30 protein-coding genes and 1 tRNA gene are annotated in these 26442 nt (G+C 42.0%); 17 read left to right on the top strand and 14 right to left on the bottom strand.

From position 1 onward, the window contains the following. Positions 1–82 precede the first annotated feature (82 nt). The 6 genes from HWQ43_RS24500 to HWQ43_RS24475 form a co-directional block, all read right to left on the bottom strand. Entirely contained in the window at positions 83–802 is a 720-nt protein-coding gene (locus tag HWQ43_RS24500) for a Uma2 family endonuclease (protein ID WP_292738559.1), read from the bottom strand. Between the two features lie 153 nt (positions 803–955). Beyond that, positions 956–1264 (bottom strand): KGK domain-containing protein, encoded by a 309-nt coding sequence (locus HWQ43_RS24495; RefSeq protein WP_099100818.1) that lies wholly within the window; start codon positions 1262–1264, stop codon positions 956–958. A 688-nt stretch (positions 1265–1952) separates the two neighbouring features. Beyond that, entirely contained in the window at positions 1953–3008 is a 1056-nt protein-coding gene (gene ccsB / locus HWQ43_RS24490) for a c-type cytochrome biogenesis protein CcsB (protein WP_292738558.1), read from the bottom strand. 211 nt (positions 3009–3219) lie between these two features. Continuing rightward, entirely contained in the window at positions 3220–4989 is a 1770-nt protein-coding gene (locus tag HWQ43_RS24485) for a DUF3352 domain-containing protein (protein ID WP_292738557.1), read from the bottom strand. Positions 4990–5478: 489 nt separating this feature from the next. Then, complete coding sequence (locus tag HWQ43_RS24480; protein WP_292738556.1) at positions 5479–6108, bottom strand: chorismate lyase; 630 nt, start codon at positions 6106–6108, stop codon at positions 5479–5481. Positions 6109–6306: 198 nt separating this feature from the next. Beyond that, positions 6307–6387, bottom strand: a tRNA-Leu gene (locus HWQ43_RS24475). A 454-nt stretch (positions 6388–6841) separates the two neighbouring features. Between HWQ43_RS24475 and accC the strand changes: the two genes are divergently transcribed. Then, complete coding sequence (gene accC, locus HWQ43_RS24470; RefSeq protein WP_292738555.1) at positions 6842–8185, top strand: acetyl-CoA carboxylase biotin carboxylase subunit; 1344 nt, start codon at positions 6842–6844, stop codon at positions 8183–8185. A 64-nt stretch (positions 8186–8249) separates the two neighbouring features. On the opposite strand, the gene HWQ43_RS24465 is transcribed toward accC, so the two are convergent. Continuing rightward, complete coding sequence (locus HWQ43_RS24465; protein ID WP_292738554.1) at positions 8250–8543, bottom strand: YggT family protein; 294 nt, start codon at positions 8541–8543, stop codon at positions 8250–8252. A 278-nt stretch (positions 8544–8821) separates the two neighbouring features. Between HWQ43_RS24465 and HWQ43_RS24460 the strand changes: the two genes are divergently transcribed. The 4 genes from HWQ43_RS24460 (at position 8822) to HWQ43_RS24445 (ending at position 11309) form a co-directional block, all read left to right on the top strand. Next, positions 8822–8941 (top strand): photosystem II reaction center X protein, encoded by a 120-nt coding sequence (locus HWQ43_RS24460; RefSeq protein ID WP_012412183.1) that lies wholly within the window; start codon positions 8822–8824, stop codon positions 8939–8941. Between the two features lie 247 nt (positions 8942–9188). Further along, positions 9189–10109: a Ycf66 family protein gene (locus HWQ43_RS24455; protein WP_292738553.1), complete on the top strand. Its 921-nt coding sequence runs from the start codon at positions 9189–9191 to the stop codon at positions 10107–10109. Positions 10110–10156: 47 nt separating this feature from the next. After that, positions 10157–10717 (top strand): hypothetical protein, encoded by a 561-nt coding sequence (locus tag HWQ43_RS24450; protein WP_292738552.1) that lies wholly within the window; start codon positions 10157–10159, stop codon positions 10715–10717. Positions 10718–10784: 67 nt separating this feature from the next. Continuing rightward, positions 10785–11309, top strand: coding sequence for a Tol biopolymer transporter periplasmic protein (locus HWQ43_RS24445; RefSeq protein WP_292738551.1), 525 nt, complete (start codon positions 10785–10787; stop codon positions 11307–11309). A 58-nt stretch (positions 11310–11367) separates the two neighbouring features. Here the strand turns inward: HWQ43_RS24445 and HWQ43_RS24440 are convergent, their stop codons facing one another. Next, positions 11368–12372 carry a succinate dehydrogenase/fumarate reductase iron-sulfur subunit gene (locus HWQ43_RS24440; RefSeq protein ID WP_292738550.1) on the bottom strand — a complete coding sequence of 335 codons (1005 nt, stop codon included), beginning with the start codon at positions 12370–12372 and terminating at the stop codon, positions 11368–11370. A 1168-nt stretch (positions 12373–13540) separates the two neighbouring features. Further along, complete coding sequence (locus HWQ43_RS24435; RefSeq protein WP_292738549.1) at positions 13541–13702, bottom strand: hypothetical protein; 162 nt, start codon at positions 13700–13702, stop codon at positions 13541–13543. Positions 13703–13851: 149 nt separating this feature from the next. On the opposite strand from HWQ43_RS24435, the gene HWQ43_RS24430 reads away from it, so the two are divergent. Continuing rightward, positions 13852–14289, top strand: coding sequence for an AbrB family transcriptional regulator (locus HWQ43_RS24430; RefSeq protein WP_094350106.1), 438 nt, complete (start codon positions 13852–13854; stop codon positions 14287–14289). Positions 14290–14453: 164 nt separating this feature from the next. Next, the gene (locus HWQ43_RS24425) at positions 14454–15332 is read left to right on the top strand and encodes a type II CAAX endopeptidase family protein (protein ID WP_292738548.1); all 879 of its coding nucleotides are present in this window, start codon (positions 14454–14456) and stop codon (positions 15330–15332) included. A gap of 110 nt (positions 15333–15442) precedes the next feature. Here the strand turns inward: HWQ43_RS24425 and HWQ43_RS24420 are convergent, their stop codons facing one another. Next, entirely contained in the window at positions 15443–16405 is a 963-nt protein-coding gene (locus HWQ43_RS24420) for a M48 family metallopeptidase (RefSeq protein ID WP_292738547.1), read from the bottom strand. 154 nt (positions 16406–16559) lie between these two features. Here HWQ43_RS24420 and HWQ43_RS24415 point away from each other — a divergent pair, with 154 nt between their 5' ends. From HWQ43_RS24415 to HWQ43_RS24400, 4 genes are all read left to right on the top strand, one after another. After that, positions 16560–18116 carry an ATP-dependent DNA helicase gene (locus HWQ43_RS24415; protein WP_292738546.1) on the top strand — a complete coding sequence of 519 codons (1557 nt, stop codon included), beginning with the start codon at positions 16560–16562 and terminating at the stop codon, positions 18114–18116. Next, the gene (locus HWQ43_RS24410; RefSeq protein WP_292738545.1) at positions 18097–18429 is read left to right on the top strand and encodes a hypothetical protein; all 333 of its coding nucleotides are present in this window, start codon (positions 18097–18099) and stop codon (positions 18427–18429) included. The genes HWQ43_RS24415 and HWQ43_RS24410 overlap by 20 nt, the downstream gene beginning before the upstream one ends. A gap of 21 nt (positions 18430–18450) precedes the next feature. Next, positions 18451–18666 (top strand): DUF2839 domain-containing protein, encoded by a 216-nt coding sequence (locus HWQ43_RS24405; RefSeq protein WP_099101660.1) that lies wholly within the window; start codon positions 18451–18453, stop codon positions 18664–18666. Between the two features lie 1032 nt (positions 18667–19698). Then, on the top strand, positions 19699–20043 hold the full coding sequence (locus HWQ43_RS24400; protein WP_094350113.1) for a DUF1815 family protein: 345 nt from the start codon (positions 19699–19701) through the stop codon (positions 20041–20043). Between the two features lie 273 nt (positions 20044–20316). Here HWQ43_RS24400 and HWQ43_RS24395 read toward each other — a convergent pair whose 3' ends face one another. Beyond that, positions 20317–22386 carry a CHAT domain-containing protein gene (locus tag HWQ43_RS24395; protein ID WP_292738544.1) on the bottom strand — a complete coding sequence of 690 codons (2070 nt, stop codon included), beginning with the start codon at positions 22384–22386 and terminating at the stop codon, positions 20317–20319. Positions 22387–22502: 116 nt separating this feature from the next. Here HWQ43_RS24395 and HWQ43_RS24390 point away from each other — a divergent pair, with 116 nt between their 5' ends. Then, positions 22503–23003, top strand: a complete 501-nt coding sequence (locus tag HWQ43_RS24390) for a thioesterase family protein (protein WP_292738543.1) — start codon at positions 22503–22505, stop codon at positions 23001–23003. 66 nt (positions 23004–23069) lie between these two features. Here the strand turns inward: HWQ43_RS24390 and HWQ43_RS24385 are convergent, their stop codons facing one another. Continuing rightward, positions 23070–23267: a hypothetical protein gene (locus HWQ43_RS24385; protein WP_292738542.1), complete on the bottom strand. Its 198-nt coding sequence runs from the start codon at positions 23265–23267 to the stop codon at positions 23070–23072. A gap of 332 nt (positions 23268–23599) precedes the next feature. Here HWQ43_RS24385 and HWQ43_RS24380 point away from each other — a divergent pair, with 332 nt between their 5' ends. The 5 genes from HWQ43_RS24380 to HWQ43_RS24360 all read left to right on the top strand — a co-directional run bounded on the left by HWQ43_RS24380 (position 23600) and on the right by HWQ43_RS24360 (position 25645). Continuing rightward, positions 23600–24217 (top strand): hypothetical protein, encoded by a 618-nt coding sequence (locus HWQ43_RS24380; protein ID WP_366932900.1) that lies wholly within the window; start codon positions 23600–23602, stop codon positions 24215–24217. Next, the gene (locus HWQ43_RS24375; protein ID WP_292738541.1) at positions 24214–24561 is read left to right on the top strand and encodes a hypothetical protein; all 348 of its coding nucleotides are present in this window, start codon (positions 24214–24216) and stop codon (positions 24559–24561) included. The genes HWQ43_RS24380 and HWQ43_RS24375 overlap by 4 nt, the downstream gene beginning before the upstream one ends. Beyond that, positions 24468–24809 (top strand): hypothetical protein, encoded by a 342-nt coding sequence (locus HWQ43_RS24370; protein WP_366932899.1) that lies wholly within the window; start codon positions 24468–24470, stop codon positions 24807–24809. Before HWQ43_RS24375 ends, HWQ43_RS24370 begins: the two co-directional genes overlap by 94 nt. A 276-nt stretch (positions 24810–25085) precedes the next feature. Further along, positions 25086–25355 carry a type II toxin-antitoxin system prevent-host-death family antitoxin gene (locus tag HWQ43_RS24365; protein WP_292738539.1) on the top strand — a complete coding sequence of 90 codons (270 nt, stop codon included), beginning with the start codon at positions 25086–25088 and terminating at the stop codon, positions 25353–25355. Between the two features lie 8 nt (positions 25356–25363). Next, the gene (locus HWQ43_RS24360; RefSeq protein ID WP_179048669.1) at positions 25364–25645 is read left to right on the top strand and encodes a type II toxin-antitoxin system RelE/ParE family toxin; all 282 of its coding nucleotides are present in this window, start codon (positions 25364–25366) and stop codon (positions 25643–25645) included. A gap of 102 nt (positions 25646–25747) precedes the next feature. Here HWQ43_RS24360 and HWQ43_RS24355 read toward each other — a convergent pair whose 3' ends face one another. Together HWQ43_RS24355 and HWQ43_RS24350 are read right to left on the bottom strand one after the other, a co-directional pair. Then, positions 25748–26137 carry a type II toxin-antitoxin system VapC family toxin gene (locus HWQ43_RS24355; protein ID WP_292738538.1) on the bottom strand — a complete coding sequence of 130 codons (390 nt, stop codon included), beginning with the start codon at positions 26135–26137 and terminating at the stop codon, positions 25748–25750. Beyond that, positions 26127–26336 (bottom strand): DUF2281 domain-containing protein, encoded by a 210-nt coding sequence (locus tag HWQ43_RS24350; protein WP_221708583.1) that lies wholly within the window; start codon positions 26334–26336, stop codon positions 26127–26129. The genes HWQ43_RS24355 and HWQ43_RS24350 overlap by 11 nt, the downstream gene beginning before the upstream one ends. Positions 26337–26442 lie beyond the last annotated feature (106 nt).

Raw genomic sequence — 26442 nt, 5'->3', positions numbered from 1 at the left:
CCCAGCCATACACAGATACACCCCTCTCATACGAGAAGTAGATTACCATATTTCGGTATTAGTGGGATAGGTTCATAGCAATTTAGGTGAGAGAATCAGGATCTATGCCGAGCGATCGCAACCGTTCTGCTAATAATTCAGTGCGTCGTTGGGCTTGTTGAGCTTCTTGTTTTGCTTGTTGAGCTTCTTGTTGAGCAAGTGTTTTGTCTTCTTCTGGTGTTAAAAACCGTTGTCCTTGCTGGTTATACCAATACATCCACTCGCGCGGAATGCCTAAATACGTTCCTCGTTCTATGCCAATTCCTAAACTAATCTCTGGCAGCCAAACAGGATTCCCATCTTGAAATTCATAAACATTATTAACTAATTTGTAAACTTCTAAACGTGGCTTACGGCGACGAAATGGATTGTAAACTACATAATACAAAATCCCCAATCTTGCATACTCTGCCTTCTTAGTTGAGTACTCACCGCGATATGTCTGAGATACCACCTCCAGCACTAATATGGGTAGTTTTTTCTCTTCCCAAAGCACATAACTGGGACGGAGGTTTTCATCATAAAATCGCTCTACCCCCAAACTCAAAAATCCATCTGGCACGATTGGCGGTAAATCTGGGTCATAATAAATCCCCATATCTATACCAAAAAACCAATCCATTCTTTCTGGCCATGCCATTGCGAGTATTGCTTTGAGTAAACCGGGAATTAAATCTTGTAATTCATTATCCACTGGCGTATCGTCAGAGTCTGGTAGTTCCTCAGATGAGGGTAAACAAGCCAATGGATCGTAATTTAGCATGATAGGTTTACCGTTTCTCAGTTATTAGTACATCTTTATTTTATTAATGAATTTTGATAGCAATTCAGCACATCCTAATTTTATTTGCAAACATAGAGAGTATTAGATCCCCGACAACTTTTACGAAGCCAGGGATGTTTTGCTCATTGGATATTAATTTTCCACTTGTTTGAGTTTTTGAAAAATTTCATCAAGTGGGGACTCAGATTCATCAGGACAAAATTCTAAAGCAAGTCTAACTTTTCCTTTTTTCCATCCCAAAGTACTAAATTGTAAAACTTCACATTTTAATCCTTGGGTATATAAATTTACTTCGTCTGTTTCTTCTGCTCCAACATATTCCTTAATTGCTGTAATCAAATCACGGACTTTAAAAGTTTTGGCAATATTTAACTTATTAAAAGTGTCTGGTTCTATAGACACAACTTCATCATGGTTTAGTATCTCGAATCCATCTTCCATAAAAATCTCCTGTCAATAAATCTATATTTTCAGAGATATAACAGTTCATCCGAAATAAAATCATCATTTTATTATAGATTTAGTGCTGGTAAAATAAAAATTTAGTAATAATTTGATGTCTGGTAAATTAGCTTAGAATTCTCGCGTTACCTCTCCCAAACCCTGCCCTTACTAAGGGATACTGTGTACACACAAGTCTGAAATAGCTGATAAATCAAGGTTTTACCTCACCCTAACCCTCCCCGTATGTATTGGGGATGGAACTAGATTTTCCGGTTTCCCCCCTTTCTAAGGCTACGGTGTACACACAAGTCCAATTACCCCCCTTATAAAGGATACGGTGTATACACAAGTCTGAAAATTACACCTCACACTTGTTTCGTCGTCTAGCTCTAAGCTGTTGGAGCGCTTTGGAAGCCTGTCATTGCAAACGCGAGTGCGTGTCGCAGACAAGCAATCGCTTTAACTACAAGATTATGCGATTGATTACTTCGCTCCGCTATCGCTGCGCTCGTAATGACAATTTATTGGGTCTAGAAAGCTTGAAACCCTTGCAGATAGGACTTGTGTATACACGGTAGCTTTCTAAGGGGGGATTAAGGGGGGTAATTTGACTTCTGTATACACCGTAGTTACCAAGGGGAGGGTGCGCGGCAGCGCGGGTGGGGTAGTTTTATTTAAACGGTTCTTAGAAAAACCAACCGTAAGAATGCAAACCTTTACCCAAAAGATTTACACCGAGATAGCAAACCCAAACGACAAGCAAGCCGGTGGCGGCTAAAATTGCGGGACGACGCCCTTGCCAACCGCGAGTAATTCTGGCGTGAAGGTAGGCGGCGAAAACTAACCAGGTGATTAATGCCCAAGTTTCTTTCGGGTCCCAACTCCAGTAGGAACCCCAGGCTTCGTTAGCCCAAACGCCACCGGCAATAATGCCAATTGTCAGCAGGGGAAATCCTAGTCCGATGATGCGATAGCTGATGTTGTCGAGGGTTTCGGCAAGGCTAAGGCGTTGGGGTGAAAGAGGTTCAGCAGATGCTACGGCTGGAGATTCAGGGGTAGTTACTAAATTCAAAACAGCAGTGTTCCCGTTGCCGTTGCTACTAGTTTCAAAACGGGCAAAGCCGTTATTTTCGACAGCAGGAGCTGGTGGTTGAGAAATTAGTTCAGATGCTTTGTGCAAGCGGTAGCCGTTGCTGCGATAGCCACCGGTACCAACAGAACTGCCTTGTAGTTGAATATTTTGGCCGCGAGTGACTATTAAAAAAGCGATCGCTAATAATGAACCCACCATCAAAGCAGAATAACTCAACATCATAACGCTGACATGCATCATCAGCCAATTTGACTTCAAGGCAGGTACTAGGGGTTCTGACGCTTGCATTTGGGATGGTAGTGTCATAGTAGCAAAAGCAGTAATAGCCATTGCCACCGGAGCTGTTGCAACTCCTACCAAGCGGCTACGGCTACTATTTTCAGCAATTAGATGGACGGCGGTAATTCCCCAAGTTAAGAAAAACAGGGATTCATAGAGATTACTTAAGGGAAAGTAACCAGCTTCGATCCATCGTGCCCCTAATAGAGTAGCAATGGACAAATTTGCGATCGCCATTCCAGCTGTCCCCAAAGCGGCTAGATAAGGCAGATTCGGAAAAGCCGCTCCACCCCAATACACCAGCATTGTCAGGAATAATATGGCAAAGGACGCATTGTCCAGCCAGTTCTGGAGTACAACCAAATTCATAAAGTCTTCTCTCCGTGGATGATTTAAAATATCGATTCTGACTGTTTTGATCCTATATGTTTAGAGGGGAATCGGGAATGGGGCATTGGGGATTGAGAAGAGTACAAGGAGAATTGGAGACTAGGGGAAGGGAAAGACTTGCTGCAAGTTCTACTTTAGTCACCTTGTCCCCTTGTCCCCCCTGCTCCCCTGCTTCCCTGCTCCCCACTCCCTATCTAACAGAGTTACTCTTACTCCCTTCTGGACTAGGTAATGTAGTCGCGTTAGTAACTTTTTTGAGTTCGATAAAAATATCGTAACGGTTACTGCGATTGTCGCTGACAGCAGATGTCATCCCAATTGAGCGCGTTGCATCTAGCAAAGTTTGTTGATTGGGAATTAGAGTTGGTAAAGGGAAGTTTTTCACAGTTCGTTCTACATCCAGGAAAAATTGACCATTCGTCGGATTGGGTTCTGTAGGAACTGTTTGTTGGAAGGGAAGAGTGCCAGCTAGAGTGTAGTTAGGTTTGGGAACAATTTTATCGGTGATGGGAGCGCCCACTACCAAGAAAGCGACATCTCCATCTAACCAACCATGGGTAGCAGTTAACGTACCATAAGGTGATACCCAGTTAACAACGGATTGACCTGCGACTTTCCCTGGTTGCACTTGGAACTGGTATTGATTTTTCATCACTTCATCCAGCTTACTGATGGATGCTTCAGCTGATTTGCGTAGGCTTTGCCCGCCGTAGGCATCGCTTGTCTGTACCATGAACAGCAAACCCGCACGAAAATCATTTGGTGAACCTTCTTTTGGAGTAGCAGGAATCACTGATAACAAAAACTCCCCTTTCATCCAACTAAGCAAATCCTTATCTAAATCAAGATCGGTAAGGGATTTTATCCCACCTCTAATCTGTTCTGGTGCGATCGGTGATAAAGGATTTCCTTGAGATGTTAAAACATAGTCTCTCCACAACCTCTGTAAGTTACCGCCAGTAAGCATCATTAAGGTTTCCGCTGGTATGCGGCTTTGCATTTTCCCAGCTTTGTTTTCCACGACCAGTACACGTTGACTATTAGGATTTAACCAAGAAACGCCCTTAAAGCGGATTCCTTCTGACTCTAAGGTCATTGTCCCTGCTAAACCTTGGTTATTTTGCAGTTGAGCCAAAACTTGAGCCGGTAAAGGGCGGTTTGGAGAAGCCGCGGCTATTTTCGCTGCTGTTGGTACATTTACATAAAACTGTCCAAAGGGTTGGTAATTGGCAATTTTTGGGAAATTCTCAGCAAAGCCCCCTGTTGTAGCTAGCGATGTTTTATTGTTATAAGCATCGATCGCTCGTTCTGTGGCTTTGGGACTATCAGTTATGACTAAAAAACGCCCATTTAGTAATGCAGCTGAGAAGTTTTGCCCCGTTTGTCCCTCACTTTGTTTGATGGCGACCCCTTGATAAGTACGGTCAATCCATTTGCCTTGTTTAAGAGTTTTGGGTTGTGCCAAAATGCTTTTGGCGATTTCTGGATTTTTTACTGGCAATACCATTACCATAGACTGCTGATCGCTAGCAGCATCTTCATTGGTGGTAACTGGTTTGGGTGCAGGTTTATTCCCTGTTACTGGGGCAAGAATTGCGATCGTCACGTCATCGCCTACCCAAGGAGCGATATCTTTCTGGAAGTCGTAACCATTATTAGTCAGAAAGCGATCGCGTAACTGGACTAAATTTTTGTCCAGTTCTGCTTGGGTTTCTTTTGTCCCAAACTGCCGCAATTTCTGCCACTGCTGGGGATCTGTTGTTAAAGAAACCGCAAACAGGGCATCACCAGGAATAATATTTGCACCTACTAGCAAATCGCTAGAAGATATTTGTCTCTGGGCTAAAAACCAGTAAGCTACACTCCCCACACCAATCAATAACCCCGCAGCCGAGAGCGTCAGTACCAGAGACGGTTTTTTATTTTTCTTCATCGGAACAGACACAAGAGGCGGTGCCATTGAAACCTATACCTCATATTTCCAAACTCATTACTTGCTGAATTGGTTAAGTCAACCAAAAAGTTTCTTGCGATCTAAGGTAGTTAATTTCATAAATTTCTCCACCATAGACATTGATAATATTTCCGTAATCAACCTTCTCTACTGTTTCAAAGCGGTGTTTTAGTGGTTAGTTACCTTTTTTAACACGCTTTGTTGAATTTCGCAGAACACTTCCTTCAAAGGGCTATCTTTTTCGGAAAGTCTCCGAAAGTTAACATCCTTCATTTCAAGCACTTTGAGGATATAACTAACTTGAAAAAGCTGCAAGTAATCTGTAACGCAGACCACCTTCTTGTTATAGAGCCTCCATCTGTGGTATTGACTTGATCTAAGCAATATCAATTCAGTGTCCGGGAATTTACATAGATTACTCATCTTCAAAGTCATTAATGCAAAATTCCCATTTTCTGGGGCGCACTGTAAAAGATGAAAAACTTTTAAATAATACTATGCCTCACCATTAACAGCACTCAACTGCATAGGCCCCAAATATTTGGTTAAATAAGGTGAAAAAACTTCATAAATTAATGTTAGTGGCTGTCCATGATGCCAAAACAAGTAGTGGCGACCCCAAAAAGGCCCAGTTACACCAAAACCGGACTCTAGTGCCAATGAGTCACCGTAATAAATTCCTCGAACATCCCGATACAATTCTGTGCGAAGACGAGCTAAACTTGCCCAAATTGGTAATGAACGGTTTTGCAAATACTCATCGACATGACTGGCTTCCCACCACGAAGTAGCATAGGCTAATCTTTGACCAGAAGCGGTACGCAGCCATACTTGTCGTCGTAATCGCGGTTCTGGGACAGCTTGGATTAATTCAGGAGCAGCATCCAAGTCGATGCCAATCAATGACATATCAATAACATCTACTTCTACAGCCTCACCTGTGAGCAATTCTAAGTGACGTGTTGGAGAGCCGTCACCCAAAAGCATTAGCTGCCATGCAGGTGCTAGCTGAGTGTGAGGTAAACTTTGTTGAATTATTTCCTCCCCTCCTTGCCAAATCGGAGTGAGGCGATGCCAAGCTGGTGGCAGTGTTAAGTTGTTTGTCGGCGGAAAAGAAATAGTCAATGCTTTTTACAAAACTTCACCTATTTCTATAAAAGCATAAAAAACTAGTACTTTGACAAGGCAATGCTTAATATGTAATAAGCACTGAGTGGTTCCGAAAAGGACTAAAGTCTTCACTACAAACTTAAATATTTAAGGGTCAATAGTCTAAGGTTTTTTGACCTGTGACTATTGACCCTATGCTTAAACAAGCAAAAATGCGGATGGCGAGACTCGAACTCGCAAGGCAAAGCCACACGCACCTCAAGCGTGCGCGTATACCAATTCCGCCACATCCGCATGGTTTCTCTAAGAATAGACTATAGCATAAGAAAATAATTATAGTAAGGTGATATCTAAATTCAGTTGCTCAAAAATATAAATTTTCTCAAGGCGGTATCAGACTGACAGAAATTTAGCAGCTGTACAAGGGATATTGAAAAGGGTATAGCTACTGTGTTCGGCGGGATGCGATCGCGTATCCGTCTGCTGTAGGCGATGTCTACGACGGGCTATGACGCTACGCGATCGCTATCGGCGTCGCAAAAGCCCAGCTTGTTAGTCTAGCCAAGACTTACAGCAGCAATGTTGTTAGTGTAGTAAGACCCGTAGAGGCAGCAAGCCTGCAATATGCAAGTTTGCTTAGGATCAGGGTGGCGAATCTCCTGTGATAATTTGAAATAATGCGGAAGCGTTGTTTCAAGTTGGATCAGAGAAAATGTCAATCTACTGGTAATGATATCGAAACTAAAAAATGAAGTTTGACAAAATATTAATTGCCAATCGGGGAGAAATCGCCCTTCGCATTCTCCGCGCCTGTGAAGAAATGGGAATTGCCACAGTTGCGGTTCACTCCACCGTTGACCGTAATGCTCTGCACGTCCAACTTGCTGATGAAGCAGTTTGCATTGGCGAACCTGCTAGCAGTAAAAGTTATTTGAATATTCCCAATATTATTGCTGCTGCACTGACGCGCAATGCGACTGCCATTCATCCAGGCTATGGTTTTTTGGCAGAAAATGCCCGGTTTGCGGAAATCTGTGCCGACCATCATATTGCTTTTATTGGCCCAACTCCAGAAGCTATGAGACGGATGGGCGATAAATCCACTGCCAAAGAAACCATGCAAAAAGCTGGAGTACCGACGGTACCAGGTAGTGAGGGATTGGTAGAATCCGAGCAAGAAGGATTAGGATTCGCCAAGGATATCGGCTATCCAGTGATGATCAAAGCTACAGCCGGTGGCGGTGGACGGGGTATGCGCCTAGTTCGTTCTGAAGACGAATTTGTTAAACTTTTTCTCGCAGCCCAAGGTGAAGCAGGAGCAGCTTTTGGGAATTCTGGCGTTTACATAGAAAAATTTATTGAACGTCCCCGCCACATCGAATTTCAAATTTTGGCAGATAACTACGGTAATGTCATCCACTTGGGTGAACGGGATTGCTCAATTCAGCGCCGAAATCAAAAGCTGTTAGAAGAAGCTCCTAGTCCGGCTCTCGACCAAGACCTACGTGAGAAAATGGGACAAGCTGCTGTCAAAGCGGCCCAATTCATTAACTACAGTGGGGCTGGTACTATTGAGTTTCTCTTGGATAGATCCGGTAAATTCTACTTTATGGAAATGAATACCCGGATTCAAGTAGAACATCCTGTGACAGAAATGATTACTGGGATTGACTTAGTTGTAGAACAAATCCGCATTGCCCAAGGTGAAAGACTCAAGCTGACCCAAGACCAAGTAGTATTACGAGGTCATGCGATCGAATGCCGAATCAATGCCGAAGATCCCGATCATGACTTTCGCCCTTCTCCTGGACGGATCAGTAGCTACCTGCCCCCCGGAGGGCCTGGTGTGCGGATTGATTCCCACGTTTACACAGATTACCAAATCCCGCCCTACTACGATTCTTTGATTGGTAAGTTAATTGTTTGGGCACCAGACCGACCCACTGCTATTAACCGGATGAAACGCGCGCTGCGGGAATGTGCCATCACTGGACTACCTACTACTATTGGGTTTCATCAAAAAATTATGGAAACTCCACAGTTTTTGCAGGGTAATGTCTATACAAATTTTGTGCAGGAAATGAACGGGTAGGAGAGTAGGGAAGGAAAAAGGTTATAGGTTACAGGGGACAGGATTATAACCTGTAACCTGTAACCTAATTAACACGAGATAGCATAGTCAGCAATCCTTGTTGACCTAGTAGGATTTCTCGTAGCAGGCTGAATATACCAACCCAAATAATAGGTGTAATGTCTACCCCACCTATAGGTTGCACCAGCTTTCGCAACGGGATTAAAAATGGCTCAGTGGGCCAAGCTATTAAATTAAAGGGCAAACGATTCAGATCCACTTGCGGATACCAAGTGAGAATGATACGAAATATAAATAAAAATGTCATGACCCCTAACATAGGGCCAAGAATCCAAGCAGTCAGGTTAACACCAGTCATCGGTTTCAGGTACTATCTATCTGTAAAGAGAGAAAAAACTTAGGCGCAGTCCGTCGTAGACATCGCTAAAAATTTTAAGCTTTGTAAAGCACTCCGATCATTATTTTAACCAAATGCTGTCACTTCCATCTGAAATAGAAAAGCGAATTTGCCCGCGCGATTAACTCAATAATTGGTGAAAGCAGTTACCAAGTTTGGCAGTTCAGAGTTAGAGGCTTCTCAAGAAAGTAATACACTATTAAAATTAGGATGAACTGTGTAAAAAAAGGTTGAGAAGTATGACGCCTTCTTTAGCAAATTTTCTTTGGAGTCTGCTATGGGGTACAGCAATTGTTGTAATACCCGTTACAGTTGGTCTAATTTTCATTAGCCAAAAAGATAAAATACAGCGTTCATAATGCTTATGAGAGTTAATTTAACTCTCATAATCGATTGTCTGTCAGCTATCTACTTAATTGCACTAAAAGCGGCATTTTGTGCGGCTGGTGGCAGTTGTAGATGACAGACATAGGTGTTTTTACTTTTCGGTGAATAGCTTCAGAGCTTCTTTGCCAGAGGCTTTGAAGCTTCAATATATCGTGACTAATTAGAGTAGTGATTTTAATTGTGACTCGCTAACATAGATTTGATATTGGGAAAACAGCAATGATAAATTTTGGGCTGAACTCAGCCAGTTTTCTGGCTCAGGTTAATTTTGGGGCAAACTCAGCCAGTATTCTAGGAATTTTCCTGGCTGTGGCTGGGGCAGCACTGTATTTTCTCCGCACTGTGCGCCCAGAATTGTCACGAGATCAAGATATCTTTTTTGCGGCAGTCGGCTTGCTTTGCGGCTTCATTCTTGTCTTTCAAGGATGGCGGCTTGACCCGATTTTACAATTTGGTCAACTGCTTTTAGTTGGCACAACTGTGTTTTTTGCAGTCGAAAGTATTCGTCTGCGGAGTATAGCTACCCAGCAAGCAAAGCGTAATACTCCGATTGTGGACGATGAGCGGGAGGTAAGCGGAAATTATTCAATGAACCGCAACCGCAAGAGGTATGGGGCTGAGATGGAGGCAGACTTAGATCCACTGCCTTATGAAGACGAGGAAGAACGACCCTCGCGTCGCCGGATTCAGGGTAGCAGAGATGAGATTTCCACTCGTGATGACTACTACGAGGAACAACCACCCCGTCGCACAGAACGCCGCAACAGCAGCAGTAGTGAAAGACAGGCTCCATCTGATAGAACGCGTCGGCGGACTTCTGGTCGTCCCGTGAATCGCCCTTCTGAAAGCTCTGAAGATGAAAATTGGGGTTCTTCATCTAGGCAAGTTGATGATTGGGAAAGTTCGGGTGGGGAAGTCAGAAAACCTTCTCGTCGTAGTAATAACGGGTCTGGGCGTCCCGAAAGTCGTGAAGATGATGTTTCTTCCAGACCAAGAAGGCGTCGTCCACCCACTGACTCAACTCCTCGAAGACCGCGCGAAGATGATGATGCGATCCCAACTGATTATGTGCCATACAGCCCGATGGAAAAACCAAATGAGGGACCAGATAATTTGACCGATTTTGATGACGATGTTTAAAACAGTTGGCGTGCAAGTAAGTTTAGAGGCGACGGAAAACAGTTGAGGTGGAAAAATTTACGCCGACATTTTGGCTCCAAAGACCAATTCATTGGAGCCTGGTTTTTGGTTTAACAAGTTTGCTTGTATCTTGTGGTGCTAACGATATTCCCATAGGGCCTACTTCTCTTAACAGTCGCTACACCGAGGAGCAACCTGCTTTGAGTGGAAATGGGCGCTTTTTAGCGTTTGTATCTAATCGCAATGGTAATCAGCAGCTACTAGTGTACGATTTGGAGAGGCAACTGTTTATTGGCACTCCGGGGATAAACCGACAAGAGACAATTGCCGAAAGTCCAAGTTTGAGCTACACAGGGCGTTATATTTCTTATCTTACTAGCGATCAAGGTAGACCAGTAGTAGCGCTTTACGATCGCGCTACGCAACAGTCGCAAATTGTCACACCAATTTATCGCGGCTGGGTCAGAAAACCAAATATAAGTCCAGATGGACGTTATGTTGTATTTGAAACCGCCACTCGTGGTCAGTGGGATATTGAAGTCCTAGACCGGGGGCCAAATATTGAGTTAGATATTCCCAACGGTGCAACCGTAGGTTCACCTCCGTAGGGAAGAAAGTTAGGAGTTAGGAGTTAGGAGTTGTGAGACTATTGACTAATTACTAATGACTAATTATATGAAACGTGTTTTTTTTATACCTGTATTTTTCTGTTTAAGTTTATTGACTGGGTGTTTTGGCTACCCTCGCCTTTTGAGTTATCCCTTTGATCCAGGGGGTCGGAGTCTCAATAGTTTAGCGTCGGAATTAAACCCCCAAATTTCTGGGAGATACATTGTTTTTATTACTGACCGACGCGGTAGCCAAGATGTTTATATGTTTGATACGGTAAATCGTGATTTGGTTGATTTGCCAGGTTTAAATTCCTTTGATGCGATCGCAAATCATCCTAGCGTTTCACAAGATGGTCGTTATATTGTATTTGCGGCTAGCCGTCAGGGGCGATCGGCTATTTTTCTCTACGACAGAGAAACACGCCAATCGCGGAATTTGACCAATAACCTGCAAGCCGAAGTTCGTAACCCTACAATTAGCGCTGATGGTAGCAGAATCGCTTTTGAGTCTAGTAATAATGGTCAGTGGGATATTTTAGTATATGACCGTTATGGACGACCGTTGAATATACCTCAAGAACCGCGTTGAACTATAGTTAGAAGTTAGGAGTTAGGAGTTAAAATTCCTCACTCCTAACTCCTCACCTCTAACTTTTGTTTTCTACTTGTTGCACAGATTCAATGAGCGATCGCACTTGTTCCGTCCCCTCAGAAGCTTCAAATGATAGGGGAAACTTACCTCGGAGGATCATCCGCAAACCGAGGGGTGCAAGACTGAGTAATCCTTTTAAATCCCGAAAATAATTACCGACTACTTGTACACCAAATTGACGTTCATCAATCCAACCACCTTCTTTAACTAAATCTACCAATACTTTCCGGTGGCGAATTGAGCGACTATCGCTAGCTTGTTTCTGGGTGAGAATTTCTTGTTTAACTTTGGTGATTTGTTCTAATGGCGCAACTTCCATTGGACAAACAGAATCGCAGTACAAACAACGGGTGCAACCCCATACGCCTTTAGTACCTTCGTTGTAGCTTGCTAAACGATTTTCGGTATCGCTATCGCGGGAGTCTGCGACCATTCGGTAAGCTTTGGCAAGGGCATGGGGACCTACAAAGTCTGGATTAACTTCACGAGCGTTGCATTCAGAGTAACAAGCACCGCACATAATACAGTTACCAGTTTGATCGAGGCGCGATCGCTCTTGTGGTGTTTGCAAAAACTCTCTTTCTGGTACTTGTCGTGCTGCCGTACTCACATAAGGGGCGACTGCCTCTAGATTATTCCAAAAGCTGCTCATATCTACAACTAAATCTTTAATCACGGGCATATTGCCGAGAGGCGCGATCGTGATTTCACCAATAGCATTTACTTTACTTGGGGATGATGGTATTTGTTGTAATCTGGCAAGTTCACTCCCAACATTTTCTTTACAAGCTAAAGCCGAACGCCCATTAATTCGCATAGCACAGCTACCACAAATGGTGTTGCGGCAATTTTTGCGAAATGCCAAAGTTCCATCTTGCTCCCACTTAATCTGATTGAGGCAATCCAAGATTGTATTACCTGGTTCGGCTTCCACAAGGTAGGTTTGCACAACAGGGGAGGAATTTTGTTGCTGTCGAATGATCTTAAAAATAACTTCCATAACTACCAAAATTTTAAAATTACTTCACCAGCCTCAAAAATCATGAATCAAAGCGAATCAAAGCAGGTAGTTGCGAAAAGTGAGTTATACTTTTTCGCCCCTAATTCAACCCCTGGTGTTAATAGGCTGACGATTCAAGGGCTACTGATTCTAGTTTAAGGATAACCATTAAAATTTTACTTGTAGTAGCCTTGTAGGCAAGATTTTTGTCAAATTCTGAGTTAAAACGCCAAAAATGTAATCGCAGCTTTGCATTAAATTTACCTGTTTGGGAATGTAAAGGAAAGAGAGTTTGCTGAAAAAGTAACTTAAGTTGATCTTTGACCTAGCGATCGTATCCAAATGAAATGTATCTGAAGTTAGCAACACGTCTTAATGTCAACTTTAGTCAAGCAGTCCTGACAGTAAAATTTCATCAAGTGGTAGCGAAGGCGGAATTTTTTGATTATATAGAAGTGTGAAAGCCTATGTTTAATATATAGTAGTGGCAATCAAGCACTAGGCAGATGTTAAGAGATTTGTTCTTCCCATAGACAGACGTGCAAAATCCTCTGACTGCTTTTGACCTGAAGATAATAAACCGAGGAAAAATCCCTACCACTTTCAAAGAAAAGTTAGATCGCCGCGAAACCCGGAGGTGCGAGACTTTTCGCTTTTTGGCTTGCTGTCAATCAAGAAAATATGGGATTGAACTCATTGGTCAAAACTGCTCGTCTCAATTATATAAATTTTTATAAAAGCCAGATAGCAATGCTCACGCTTGCAAGAAAGGGTTAAGAAAATCGTCATTGCTTTTTTCAACTTTCAAGTCCAGGAATTTAAATAAAAATTTACCAGCAACTTTAATTCAAAATTAAACAACTATTTTGCTATTATTAGTCCATGCTAGTATTTAATATAAAATTACGAAGTAGCAAAACCAGAATCAATAGCCGTATCAGCGCGGTTACTACTGCTTTGTTGATTCGTAATGTAGAGACAAGAAAATTCATGTCTCTACTGGTAGGACAAAAGGGTGTATGCCCGTAGGACTCTATTGAAATACTATGCTGTCCTAAGCTTGAGAGGACGAGTGGAGAAAACTCTACTTGCTCATTGACAAGAAAGGCAAGCACTGAAAGTGAAAAACCTGCAATTTTTTTGGTCTACGACTTATTTGCAGTAGAACCTAACCCCATTTGTAAAGGTGGCTGAAAGTTACACCGCTACAGTAGCGCCAAAGGAGAAAATAGTTTTCTTTCTGATGGCGAATAATGGTTAAAAGTGCCGTAACATCACCAAAATTAATGTCTGTGGCAACTATGGCCTCTAGTTGGTTGTGGACAACCATATAATAGAAGTGCTTTTGGCTCCTATCGGCAGGAATTCACCCGTTACACTAGGGTCTTCAGTAGCTCTATGCAAATGCTAAAAAATTAAATGCTGGCATGAGACTACATCGTTTATCAGTTTGGAGAGAGTAAGGAAAATTTGAGCATAATGACTGAAACTGCAACCGCGCCATTAACTGGAAAAGCACTACTTGCTAAAGTAAAAGAACTTTCCACATTACCACGCCGAGAAAGAGCTAAACAGTGCGGCTATTACACTGTTACTAAGAATAACCAGGTTCGTGTCAATCTCACCGATTTTTATGACGCTTTGCTATCTGCTAGAGGAATTCCTCTAAGTCCAGAAGCACCTAAAGATGGTCGTGGTCGTGAACCGACATATCGGGTTAGTGTCCATCAAAATGGTCAAATTGTAATTGGTGCTACATATACCAAAGCAATGGGCTTGAAGGCTGGAGATGAGTTTGAAATTAGGCTGGGATACAAACATATTCACCTGATTCAACTAGGTGAAAGCGATAAAAAACTAACTTCACAAGATATAGATTCTGACGAATCAGACGAAGATTTGGAAGACGAAGAGTAAATTTGCTGATGGTAGGGATAAGTTTCAGGTGATGATAACTTGTCCTTACCCCGACAGCAAATTGGTAGCCAGCTAAAAAATACGATTAGGCCCCTTGCAGAATTCACCAAATTTAGTAGAGTCTTGATTAATCAGCAAGAAATCTATAATGCAAGAAGTCTATCGTGTTTTTTTTGTTTATTTTGATAACTTTCTTTGAGTCTTCACTCAACGCCTTACTGGCGTTTATAGAAAATGCACCGCCATTAGTTATAGTGACGGCATTTTTTGTCTGCTGGATAGTTTGCTGGTTGCCAGTAGCAACAGTATCAGCAATATTGCTTAATTGGCAACCTCCTAAACCTTTACAGCCAGAGCAAAAAATGCCGTTATTGGTGTCACTTTACCTATTAGCTCCTCCGCTCCTCTGGGGAGTTGTTTGGTTGACTAATAAATCTTTTTTAGATTACGGCTTTGTAGGCAATTTTTCAACTCTTGGTTTTTTAGCACTAGGTTTTAGTTTGGGAGTGCTGAGTCTAGCTATTGTATTTAGTGGGCAATTCTGGTTAGGTTGGTGTTCTTTTGAAAAGTCGAATTTTAAGTTACTACTACCCATATTGCTACCAATTTTCTTGATAGCGTTGTTAGTCGGTGGGATAGAAGAGTTAGTTTTTCGCGGTTTCCTGTTCACAGAATTAGCGCAGGATTACCCCGTTTGGGTAGCAGCAGCAATTTCTAGCTTGATTTTTGCCTTGTTACACTTGGTTTGGGAGCAACGTGAAACTGCACCCCAACTTCCTGGATTATGGCTGATGGGAATGGTGCTGGTGTTAGCACGCTTTGCCTCTAGCGGTAATTTGGGTTTAGCTTGGGGATTGCACGCGGGATGGGTATGGGCGATCGCTACCATAGATACAGCAGAACTAATTACTTACACTGGTATTGTCTCTGACTGGTTCACAGGTAAAAATAAAAAACCCCTGGCTGGCTTGGCGGGAATTATTTGTGTATTGGGAACTGGAATAATTATCTGGTTCTTCCCTAAATATTTTAATTTCCCATAGAGAGATGTACGTTAACGCAGATCCCCGACTTCTTCAAGAAGTCGGGGATCTAAATCCAACGATTTAGTAGGCACTATTCCACCCTACTAATCTTTATTTAGTACTCAAAACTACTCAGACCTTTTCATTCTGTCGATTTCTCGTTGTAATTCTTCAATTTGACGGCGTAAAATTTCTGTTTCATTTGCGGAAGATTCTGCTGCAACATTTACCGATCCAGAAGCAGGCGATCGCTGATAATTTCCTCGGCGAATTTGCTGGTATTCTTCGGATACTGCCCACGACCGTAAGTAATGCAAGCGTTCAACAGGGAAAGGATGACTCAACATCATACCCTGACCGCCATTGTAGATTAAAAACTTATATATTTGATTCAGTCCATCCTCATCCAGTGCCTGATAATTTTCTGACTGCTTGATAAACTCTTGTAAACTACATTCATTGGCATATTTGTTACTACCGCCAGAGAGTTTCATCATGGTTGACATCACAGGATTCAAGTCATCCATTACTAGTAGTGCAGCGCGATCTGACGATAACTCGGCTTTGCGTCGCCACTCAAAAAAGGCATAAATCAAGCCTTGGGTGACAATATTACCGATGCCAAAGGTCAATTCTCCCAAGGCAGAAGCAGCACTCATCGCCCACATGGCCATTTGAATTAAAATAGTATGACCACATTTAATATGCCCCAGTTCATGGGCTAGCACCGTCCTAATTTCGGCTTCGTCTAGTAAGTCTAGTATCCCTGTATTTATGACTATGTAAGGATTCTCTTGCCCCAGTGCATAGCTATTTGCTTGGGGATTTTGCGAGACAAACAGTGTTGGTTCTGGGTAAATGTCCAAATCTCGGACGCATTCCCGAAACATCTGGTAAATAGTGGAATATTGACGCGGCCCGACTTGGATGGTGTTACCCATTAGATAGACTAATTGAGGGCGTTCGTAGATAAATTCCACAAATTTACGAGCGATTAAATCAAATCCCGGTAAATTTCGTAAAGCTTGCTCGGCTTGGCGATCTAGTGGATGCCTAAAGGCTTCGCTAGATATTCCTGTGTAAGTTGGCATAATTATAGGGTATTGGGTGATTGGTCACTGGTCATTACTCATTGGTCATAAGTTTTGGATCAATGGTAAATGACAAAGGACAAAGGACAAATGACAAGATAATAGAAATGGGGCAATTGGAAGTAAAAGTCACTTTGTATGGAATTGAAAGCGTGTGATTGAGGCAGAAGTTCATTTGTCACTACATAACTTTTTGCGATCGCAAGCGGGGTTCCCTTCCTGGCCCCATCATTTGACGATGGCACGGTTGGTAGCACGCGCCTTGCGCCTGGGACGTAGCGCCCTAATTCAAGTAGGGGCAGTTAGTGGCTATCAAGGGCGGTATCGTACTAGTTTCGTAGCATCAGCCCTGATGTGGCATGGCCCTGTAATTATTGTTGCTCAAGAAACAGTGCAGCAAGTTCTACTGCGAGTGGAAATTCCCCGTCTACAGCAATGGCTACCAACCAATAAATCGATTAGGACAGGTGATGCTTGGCCTGATGCTGAGTTCCAAGGGCTACTCTTAACTTCCCCAGAAGCTTGGTTAAAAGGACAATTGGCTGGTGGCTCACGCTTTCCCCAAGGCATCCCCACAATTATTGATGGGGTAGACGATCTCGAAGATTGGGTGCGTCATCAACTTAGCCAAGATATTCAACCCGATGATTGGGATCAACTGATGCTGGCTTGTCCCAACCAAGCTGAGGCAATTCGTGAAGCACGGATACAACTAACACACAAACTTTTTCAGCATCCTGCTAATCCATATCAGTGCTATCTAATTTCCCAGCCAGAAATAGAAATTTTGCATCGCCTGCATTTGGCTTTAGATCGAGCAAACCTCCCAGATAAGTGGAAAAATTTCTGGCAACAATTTCAAACCCTTGATGAAAATCTTTCGCCCCCTGCTTCTCCTCCTCTCTTCTGGGCGACTATTGCCCATCGACAAGGTTTATTTTCTTTGCACTACGCCCCAATGGAATTAGGGGAAATACTTTCACCTATTTGGCAGCGACAACCAGTAGTTTTAATTGGCAGCGCTATCGAACCGGAAACTGAGGCTCCCCTTTTTCGCCAGCGCTTGGGTTTGGACGATTTAACTTGCCTGAAGTTCTCTTCGGAAAGTCAAGCCGAAGCAATTCAACTGTATGTACCCTATAAGTTACCTCTACCCAACACGCCAGAATTTCAAGCGGCATTTATTCACAAAGTCCGCACACTGGTTTGTCTAAGTGCGACAGCACCAGGATTAACTGTTGTCTTGGTGGGGGATGTACCACTCAAGGCTCAAGTGGCGACAATTCTAGCCTCAGAGTTTGGTTCGCGGGTGCAAGTAGAAAAAACTTGTTTAGATGAAAATGGTATTTTGATTAGCGGTTGGGAATTTTGGCGAGAACATCAACGAGTCTTGCCAGCACCCCATCTGTTAATCATTGCGACTTTGCCCCTACCATCTTTAGAAAATCCTCTGGTAGCTGGTAGGGTAGCTCTTTATAAGCGATCGCATCAAGATTGGTTCCGTTTATACTTGTTGCCAGCAGCTTTGAATGAATTACAACGCGCGATCGCTCCAGTACGAGAAAGTCAAGGGATTGTGGCTTTACTTGATAGTCGTGTTGTTAACCGCAGCTACGGCGCTCAAATTCTCGCAGCCTTAAGTCCTCTGGCACGCATTAACTATCTCGATCCCAGCCTGTTTTCCAATACAGATGAGGAAAATTCTGCCTAAAGTTCAGTTACCAGTGACACCACTTGCTGCACTTGGGGAGACCCCAAGACCCTTCGGGTTCGGCAGTCCCCCAGACGCTCGTTCCTCGCTACCGCTAGCACTAACGACGGAAACCGCCATCGCGCTTCGCGTCTCCCCTTGGGAGAAGACGGGGGCTGCCTCACCGCAGTGGCTCCCCAATGCCCAATTTAAATTTTGTCAACCAAAGCGCGATCGCCTAAAAGTAAGCATTATTATCAGCTTATGGAAGGTGATACGAGCGCGATCGCCTCTCTGTAGGCATGATTTCTGGCAAGATAAATTTAGAACCTAAGTAGAATTTGAGTTGCTGATTATGGGTGAAGCAAAACGTCGTAAAACCACACTAGGAGAAACATACGGTCAAGAGACTCGGATATTGTCTTGGGTTCCGATCACAAAAACTCAAGGTGAACAATTTGTCACTTGGACTACTCGTGGTGCTTGGATAGGCATTGGTCTTATGGTTGTAGGATGGGCAACAATCCGTTTTATCGGCCCAGCTTTCGGTTGGTGGCAAGTAGTCTATTAATTCTTAATTCATAATTGAATTAGTTGGATATCTAGACTCCAACTAATTCAAGACCACTAAAAAAGATAATGATGCGCAAGTATTTTGCTAATAATTAGGAATTATGTAAGTTAGCGCAACAGTAGCGAGTTTGCCTACCGCTATAAGCAGGCTAGGCGCAGCCTCTCATAGAGAGGGTTATGACTAATTACTAATTAGTTAGCTGAATTATTAATAAAAAATAATTCCTATCTTTGGATAGATAATCGAAATATATTATATACGCATTAAATTCGGCAAAACCAAACTAAGATAATAATCCTTCTAAATTATCGCGCTTTGGTTCGTAGAACTTTTTGAAAATAATCCCAAAATACCTGGAGATATTGCCTAAATGGCAACATTGCGCTGCTGAGTTTAGGTATTGTCAGTGTTAAGTTTTCCGATTGTGGATTCTATACTCATATTTGCCTACTAATTACGTGAGGTTTGTATAAATTATTGCATTTATTATCTCGCAACTACTTAATCTATAATTTGCACTGTCATCTTTTTAACTTTACATATATAGGAGGAACGAATTTGGTATAACTAATCATTTGTCTATACCAAAATCTACGTTAGAAAGAGAACAGATTAAACATCTAAGCAAGAGGCACTATAACGATGCAAAACTACATTATGCCCTCTAATGACAGTGTATTTGACTGCACATAGCCAATAAAAACCAAATATGTAGCTTTTCTGTAGTTGACTAGTGCTAAATTTAAGTTACTCTTAAAGCGGATCGCTTACTGTAGGAATCTACTCTGACAGAAGTGTATAAAGATATAGTTAAATTTAGCAATTCTGTCCGAAATTTTGAATTTGCAAACTGAATAGTTTGATACGGCTCTCAAAACCTCGATCCACTACCCTAAACAAGGTAGTCAATTAACGACTCAATATCATCCGTCCGGTAATTGTAATGAATAGTTTACAATACCAATGGATGAGAAAATCTAAAGAAAATATAAAAGAAACTCAAATTACTGTGGTGTCTGGAGGACAAAAGTGTTTCTGAGACTAGCACATCAACATCGACAATTCGTCCAAGACTTAGTAATGAACCTGCAAGCTTTGGCAATTGTATTAGAGCGGCGTGGGTATCCTGCATCCTGCTATACCTGTGGCGACCAAATGAATAGTGCATCATTTATGGTTAGCTTGGGTGATAATCATCTGATTCGATTTTTAGTGTCCGATTACGGCATTACTTGGACGGAAATGCGGGATGACCGCGAATTAATGAAGCTAGAGGGTGCGGAGGCAATTAGCCAGCTAGATGAATTGGCCGATCTTGTCAAGCAATCTATGCAAAGTGATACAGGCTCTAAAACTCTTGCCAAGAAGTATTAAGGTTTCAGAGGTCGATAGCAAATTAGAACTTGATTATCGGTAACTGTTAATCAGTAATAGTGGCTTAGTTAGCGATCGCTCCTACCTATTTATCCATTACCATTAAGTGATTGGCTAAGGCTGGCCCATCGCACACTTTTTGTATCTGCCAAAATCTCATAAGCAGGATTTTCAGCTTACCGCTGCGGTCAAAATCACCGTTATTGCGCATTACTAAGTTTCAAATGGTGAATCTGGGCAGTAGCAGCAATTATAGTGTCAGATGCAATACACCTAAAGTCCATTACCAATTAAAATAAATGGTGCCCAGTAGTACGGATGACTAAAGTCATTAACTGCGGCTGCGGGTGCATTGTGACTTATTTCCTTCCAGTTTCCAGTAATTAATGAGACTTGAGATTGGCGTAAAGCTTCAGTTTTAGTCAACTTATCAGTAGAGAGAATACCATAAAAAGCACTCATGAGTGCTTGCGTACCACCATCATCTACAGACCACAAAGAAGCGATCGCAGCTCTAGCGCCGGTTTGTTGCATCTGATAGCCAAAGCCCAAAATTTCCTCACCGTTACCTAACTTGCCTCCCAAGCCGGTTTCACAGGCGCTCAACACTACCAAATCGACATTTGGGAGTGACCAAGTGGCGACATTTCTAAAATTAACGCGATCGCCATTCCCGAATAAAATAAACGAATCTTCTGGTTTTCCGACCACAAAGGCTGCATGAGTCGCTAAATGGACAATTGTATAATCATCCATTTGGGGTACAGCGACTCTAGGGGTAAAGGCATCGTCTAAAAGCTTCGTAGTTTCAGGAACCGCAGCTGCTAGACTTTCCACCTCCCGCGTTGCAAAGGGTAAGCCAGCAAAAGCAACCTGTCGATTACCAATTTTGATTTGATAATTACCTTTAGTAAAAGCACCCGCTAAAACCCGCAAAGTAGATTGTTTTGGGGTGTTTAAGTTAGTCAGACTAGCCGATGTAATGTGATTCACATTGAAGCGTTGCACTAGCCATTGTTTGCCATCATATAAAGCAGTTAACGGAATGTAGCGTAACCGATCGTCTGGAGCGTAAATCAGAGTTTGCGTATCTGATAGCTTCAAGTCTTTCTCTATCGGTTTAATTAGCCAGTCATACAATTGGCGTGCAGGTGCTTTGATATTTCGACTGGGATTGATTAAAGCTTGGCGGAAAGCATCAATTGTTTGATGGAGATTTTCGCGTTTTACAGCAACAGTGCGATGGATTGGTGGGGATTCAGGAGTTACCAATACCAATTCCAAACTATCTTTTAAAATCAGTGGGTAGAGCAATGCCGATTTTTGCGGTAATCGCGCCAAATTATCTCGAAGTTCGTTGAGACTCTCCAAATCCAAATTTTGCCGCCTAGCTGTACGGCTAATTTGCTCTACCTGTGCTTTCACTGAAGGACTATTGATAAATTCGTTAAATCCATCTAGAAGTTGCTGTTGATTTAAGACTAATTGCTCGATGCGTTGTTTCTGTTCGAGCGATCGCTCTTTGGGAGAAATTTTCCGTAGTGTTGTCAGTTCTTTACCCAGCACAACAGCATTATCCACACTTTGATCCAACTTTTGTTTTATTGGTTTTTCTGTTGCCGCTATATTAATACCTTTAACAGTACGTTGATTACCTGGCACATTCTGGAGATATTCCTCTAGTTCTTCAACTTTGAGTAAATCTATTGTCCTTTGTGCCTCAGCAACACGTTCCTGTTTGAGCAATCGTTCACCCAAAATGCGATATGTCTGGCTAACAGTTATGCTGTAAGCATCTGGTTGCAGCGCACTCAATGCTGATGGATTCAAGCGAGCTTTCTCACGATTAATCAAACAATGCTTGTAGAAAAAAATTGCTAACTCTGGCTTGTTTTGGATATCGAATAAGTAACCTATGTTACTGTAAGTTTTGCCTAGTCGAACCAGATCCCCTAGTTCTTTGTTAATTAATAAAGCTTGTTGATAGGATTGAAGTGCTTCAGAATACTTTTTTTGACTTTGGTAGATTCTGCCGATATTGTTGAATGTTACCGCTTCCCAAGAGCGCTCTCCAAGGTCTCTGCTGATGGCTAATGCTTGCTGTAATTTCTGCAACGCTTCTTTCGATTGACCTTGCCGAGATTCTTTGATAGCTTCTTCGTTAAGCCTTGCAATTTCTGAGAGTTGATTATTCTTGGGTAAAGCTTGAGCTTTTTCTCCAGATTCGTACCTCAACCTTGCATTTGTGTTTACCTGGTTATTGTCTGGGTATGCCATCCCAAAACCTAGTAAGCTAAGTAGAGATAAAGTAACAACACTCACATGCCGGAGATTAGGCTGCATAACAAAACACTCCCTATGCTCGGAAGGTAAATATTAAATCAATAAGTCCGGCAATGCAATTAATTTTTATGCTATTCAATAATTTGGAAAATTTATAGGTAGTGAGAAATTTGAAGATGTCAGAAGAAGAACCTAGCCAACCAAAATTGCCACCAACCAGCGCCCTTGACAATCCATCCAGTCACGAGTTTGGGAATTGGTTTGAATATCCTGTCAGAGTGCAACCCCACCACACAGACTATGCCGGTCTTGTCTGGCACGGTTCCTATATAGCTTGGATGGAAGAAGCGCGGATTGAATGTTTGCGATCTATAGGGATTGAATTTGCTGATTTAGTCGCTATAGGTTGCGATTTACCAGTTGTAGAACTGTCGGTGCGCTATCACCGTTCAATTCAATTGGGTATGGCAGTGATGGTAAAAACGCGTATGGCTGAGGTGACAGGTGTCCGCATCAATTGGGATTATGCCATTGTCTCAACTGATGGACAAGAATTATACGTCACGGCTAAGGTGACATTAGTGGCTTTAGATCGCGACAGAGGCAAGATTATGCGTCAGTTGCCGCCGAGTTTTAAGGATGCCTTAGCCAAGATTTCAGCATTAAATAACAATTGACCAAGAAAGGTTGTCATTTCATATTTTATACTTCACCTTTCATTAGCAAAAGTGAAGTATAGATTTTTACTTTCCAATTTGGATATGCGACAGATTTTGAGCAAACTGGGTTACGTAATGCCAAATATCTTGTGGAGTTATGCCAAAACTAATATTTAATAAAACAAGGATTGCCGCAAGAGTTAATGCAGTACTCACAGTTGTTTTTAACAATTTCCATAATATTATGAAGATTATCCAAGCTATAATCAACGTAATAATCATATATATTAATTCCTTAATAATTGCCCTTGTCTGAGAAGGTCTTTATTTAGAAAGGGTAAATTTTTATCTAAAGTCAAAATTACTATTGCTAAAGCTATTAGACCTAATTTTGAGTAGATACTAAAGCTCAGATTTTTTGTGTAACTGTGCCAATGCCATACTACCTGAAAATGAGACAAAAATGCAGAGCAGAGGCAACTTATTTGGCAATTTGGCAGAATTACTGGAAAGACTTCTTTACAACTTTTGTATCAATAATCACAAAACACAAGAGTTAGATTAGGACTCCGATTTGATTTTTGAAAACATCCTGAGACTGAAAAGGGTGTTGTATCAGGGTTTCATTAGTACAAGGAGGGGAGATAGCTACTCTTCAACATGACTCATTAGTACAAAATATAGTATTTAGTCCTGACGGGAAAAATGTTGCTATTGCTTTATCCGATGGTACTGCAAAGCTGTGGAGCCTCGAAGGTTTGAAAATTCCTACCCTCAAGCATAACGCTCAGATTAACAATATAGTATTTAGCCCTGACGAAAAAACTGTTGCTACTACTTCATCCGATAGTACTGCAAAGCTGTGGAACCTTCAAAAAGGCGAAATTGTCACTCTCAAACATGATGGTGTAGTCAACCATGCAGTATTTAGTCCTGATGGTAAAACTATTGCTACTACTACTTCAAGTGATAAAACAGTTAAGTTGTGGAACCTCCAAGGTCAGTTAATTGCTACTCTCAAACATGATGATGGAGTTAGTAAAGTAATATTTAAGCCTGATGGCAAGTCTGTTTTAACTACTTCTTATGAGAATGCAAAGTTGTGGAATCTAAAAGGACAAGAAATTGCGACTTTCAAAAACAAGCATCTTGATAAAGCAGTATTTAGCCTGATGGTCAGACGGTTGCTACTGCTTCAGGTTATAGTTCTTCAGATATTAGCGGATCTGTGAAGTTGTGGAACCTTAAAGGTGAAGAAATTATCACTCTCCAACATGGTCGTTTTACCAATGTATTATTTAGTCCCGATGGTAAGACTATTGCCACGGTTTCAATGATCAGTAATACTGCCAAATTATGGAATCTGCAAGGTGGGTTAATTGCTACTCTCACACATGATAGTTGGGTCAACGATATATCATTTAGTCCTGACGGTAAGATTATTGTTACTGCTTCATCTGATAAAACGTCAAATTATGGAATCTGGAAGGACAAGAAATTACCACTCTCAAGCATAATAAAGAAGCCGATGGAGTATTTAGCTCTGATGGTAAGACTATTGCCACTAATTCACTAGATGGAATTGTGCGTCTATGGACTGAGGTAAAAGATGGTTCTTGGCAGCAGTTTGCTGAATATCAAGGTACGGGTGTAGTATTCAGCCCGGATAATAAGTTAATTGCCATTCAGGTAGATGATTATTTTGTGCAGATGCGTTGGGTTCAAAGTTTAGATAGTTCACTAGCGCGAGGTTGCAAGCATTTAAAAGAATACCTCGCTTCCCGTCCCGATTTGCGAAAAGAAATTTGCCCTGATAATAAATAGCCACGCTACGCATTTATGATGTTGTAGAAGTGCGATCGCATTTATTGTTGAGGGGATGAGGGGCGATCGCATTTATTAGGTTTTGGGAATTGTGTGATCGTATTTATCGGGTTGATGGGGAAGTGCGATCGCATTTGGGTTGATGGGAAAGTGCGATGTCTGACGACAAGCCGCTGCACGTCTACACATTTCGTCTACACATTTATTGTTGAGGGGATGAAGGGCAAATGATGTACTTGCTATAATCTTTTCATAAGCATTTAGGAAAGCTTGAAAATGCGCCAATTTCCCCTTGGAGACATCCAAAATCTCCACAGCGATGTTTTAGAACAAGCTGCGACGGAACCAGTCGTACTGACAAGCGAATCGCAAGCTAGTTACGTAATTATGTCAGTGGAAAATTACGAGCAATTAATGAATCAAATTGCTCAATTAGAAGATTTAATTTTAGGTCAACAAGCACAAATGGCTGTGGCTAATTCTAAAATGGTTGGTTCGGAGATTTTTACAGATGAACTAGAACGTCTAGCAGCGTTTGATGATTAATTTATGGTATGGCGAAATTAGACGGTTTAGAGACGGTTCTCGATTTCCTCAAAGGTTTACAACCTAAAATAGCTGCTCAAATAGCGAAAAAAGTAATGTCACTCAATGTTGACCCCTTACCCGCAGATTATAAAGAATTAACTGGTTATCCAGGATACTATCGGGTAGATTCTGGAGAATATCGTATTGTTTACCGCTTTGATATAGATGCAGATTTGGTCGAGGTGATTTTAGTCGGTAAACGTAACGACGATGAAGTGTATAAGCAACTCAAACGTTTGCTGGGCTAGAGATTTGTAGTGCGTGCGATCGCATTTATTGTTGAGGGGATGAAGGGCGATCGCGTTTAGTTTGGGTTTGAATGGGATTGAGCTATAAATTCCTAGATTGAACTACCAACGCTCTAACATCAAGCCATCAACATAATCAAAGTCTGTATCATCTGTAACTAATATCCAGCCCTGCTCTAAACATTGTGCCGCAATCCAAACATCATTCATTGGAATTGGTCGTCCCTTCCGTTTCAGTTCCAGTGGGATTTTAGCATAGACTGCTGCTGTTTCTCGACTTAATGGTAGAACTACACAAGCCTCAATAAACTCCAGATAACGAGGTAAATTTTGGAATGGACGAGTAGAGTTTTCCGCGCCAAAAAGTAACTCCCCCACTACGACGGTAGGTAAAACCACCTCTGGTAATGCTAGTACTCGTGCAACTATCCCATTGTCCCCATTCAAAAAACGCACCGCCACGGAGGTATCCAGAGCAATCTCACCACTCATTTACATCCACCTGACGACATTCTGTGGCGATCGCCCGTTTTAATTCTTGGGCTTCGACATCACTTAAAATACCTGCAAATTTTGCGAGGGGATGAGTTTTGCGTGTTGCTTTTACTCTACGAACAAAATCCAATACTGACTGAACTATATCATCAGGAGCTTGTTCGAGTTCCTGGATCAATTCTTCACGATTTGTCATGCATTCAATTGTTCTTAGCTAATTCTTTCTATTTTCAGTATATCCAAAGTCCCAAAGCGATGTCTAACGACAAGCCTTACGGCTACGCATTTGTGATGTTGGAGAA

The organism is Nostoc sp. JL31 (assembly GCF_017114965.1).
Taxonomy (GTDB): domain Bacteria; phylum Cyanobacteriota; class Cyanobacteriia; order Cyanobacteriales; family Nostocaceae; genus Nostoc; species Nostoc punctiforme_A.
Note: the sequence above shows the minus strand (reverse complement) of the source record. Positions and strands in the feature narration are given on the sequence as shown.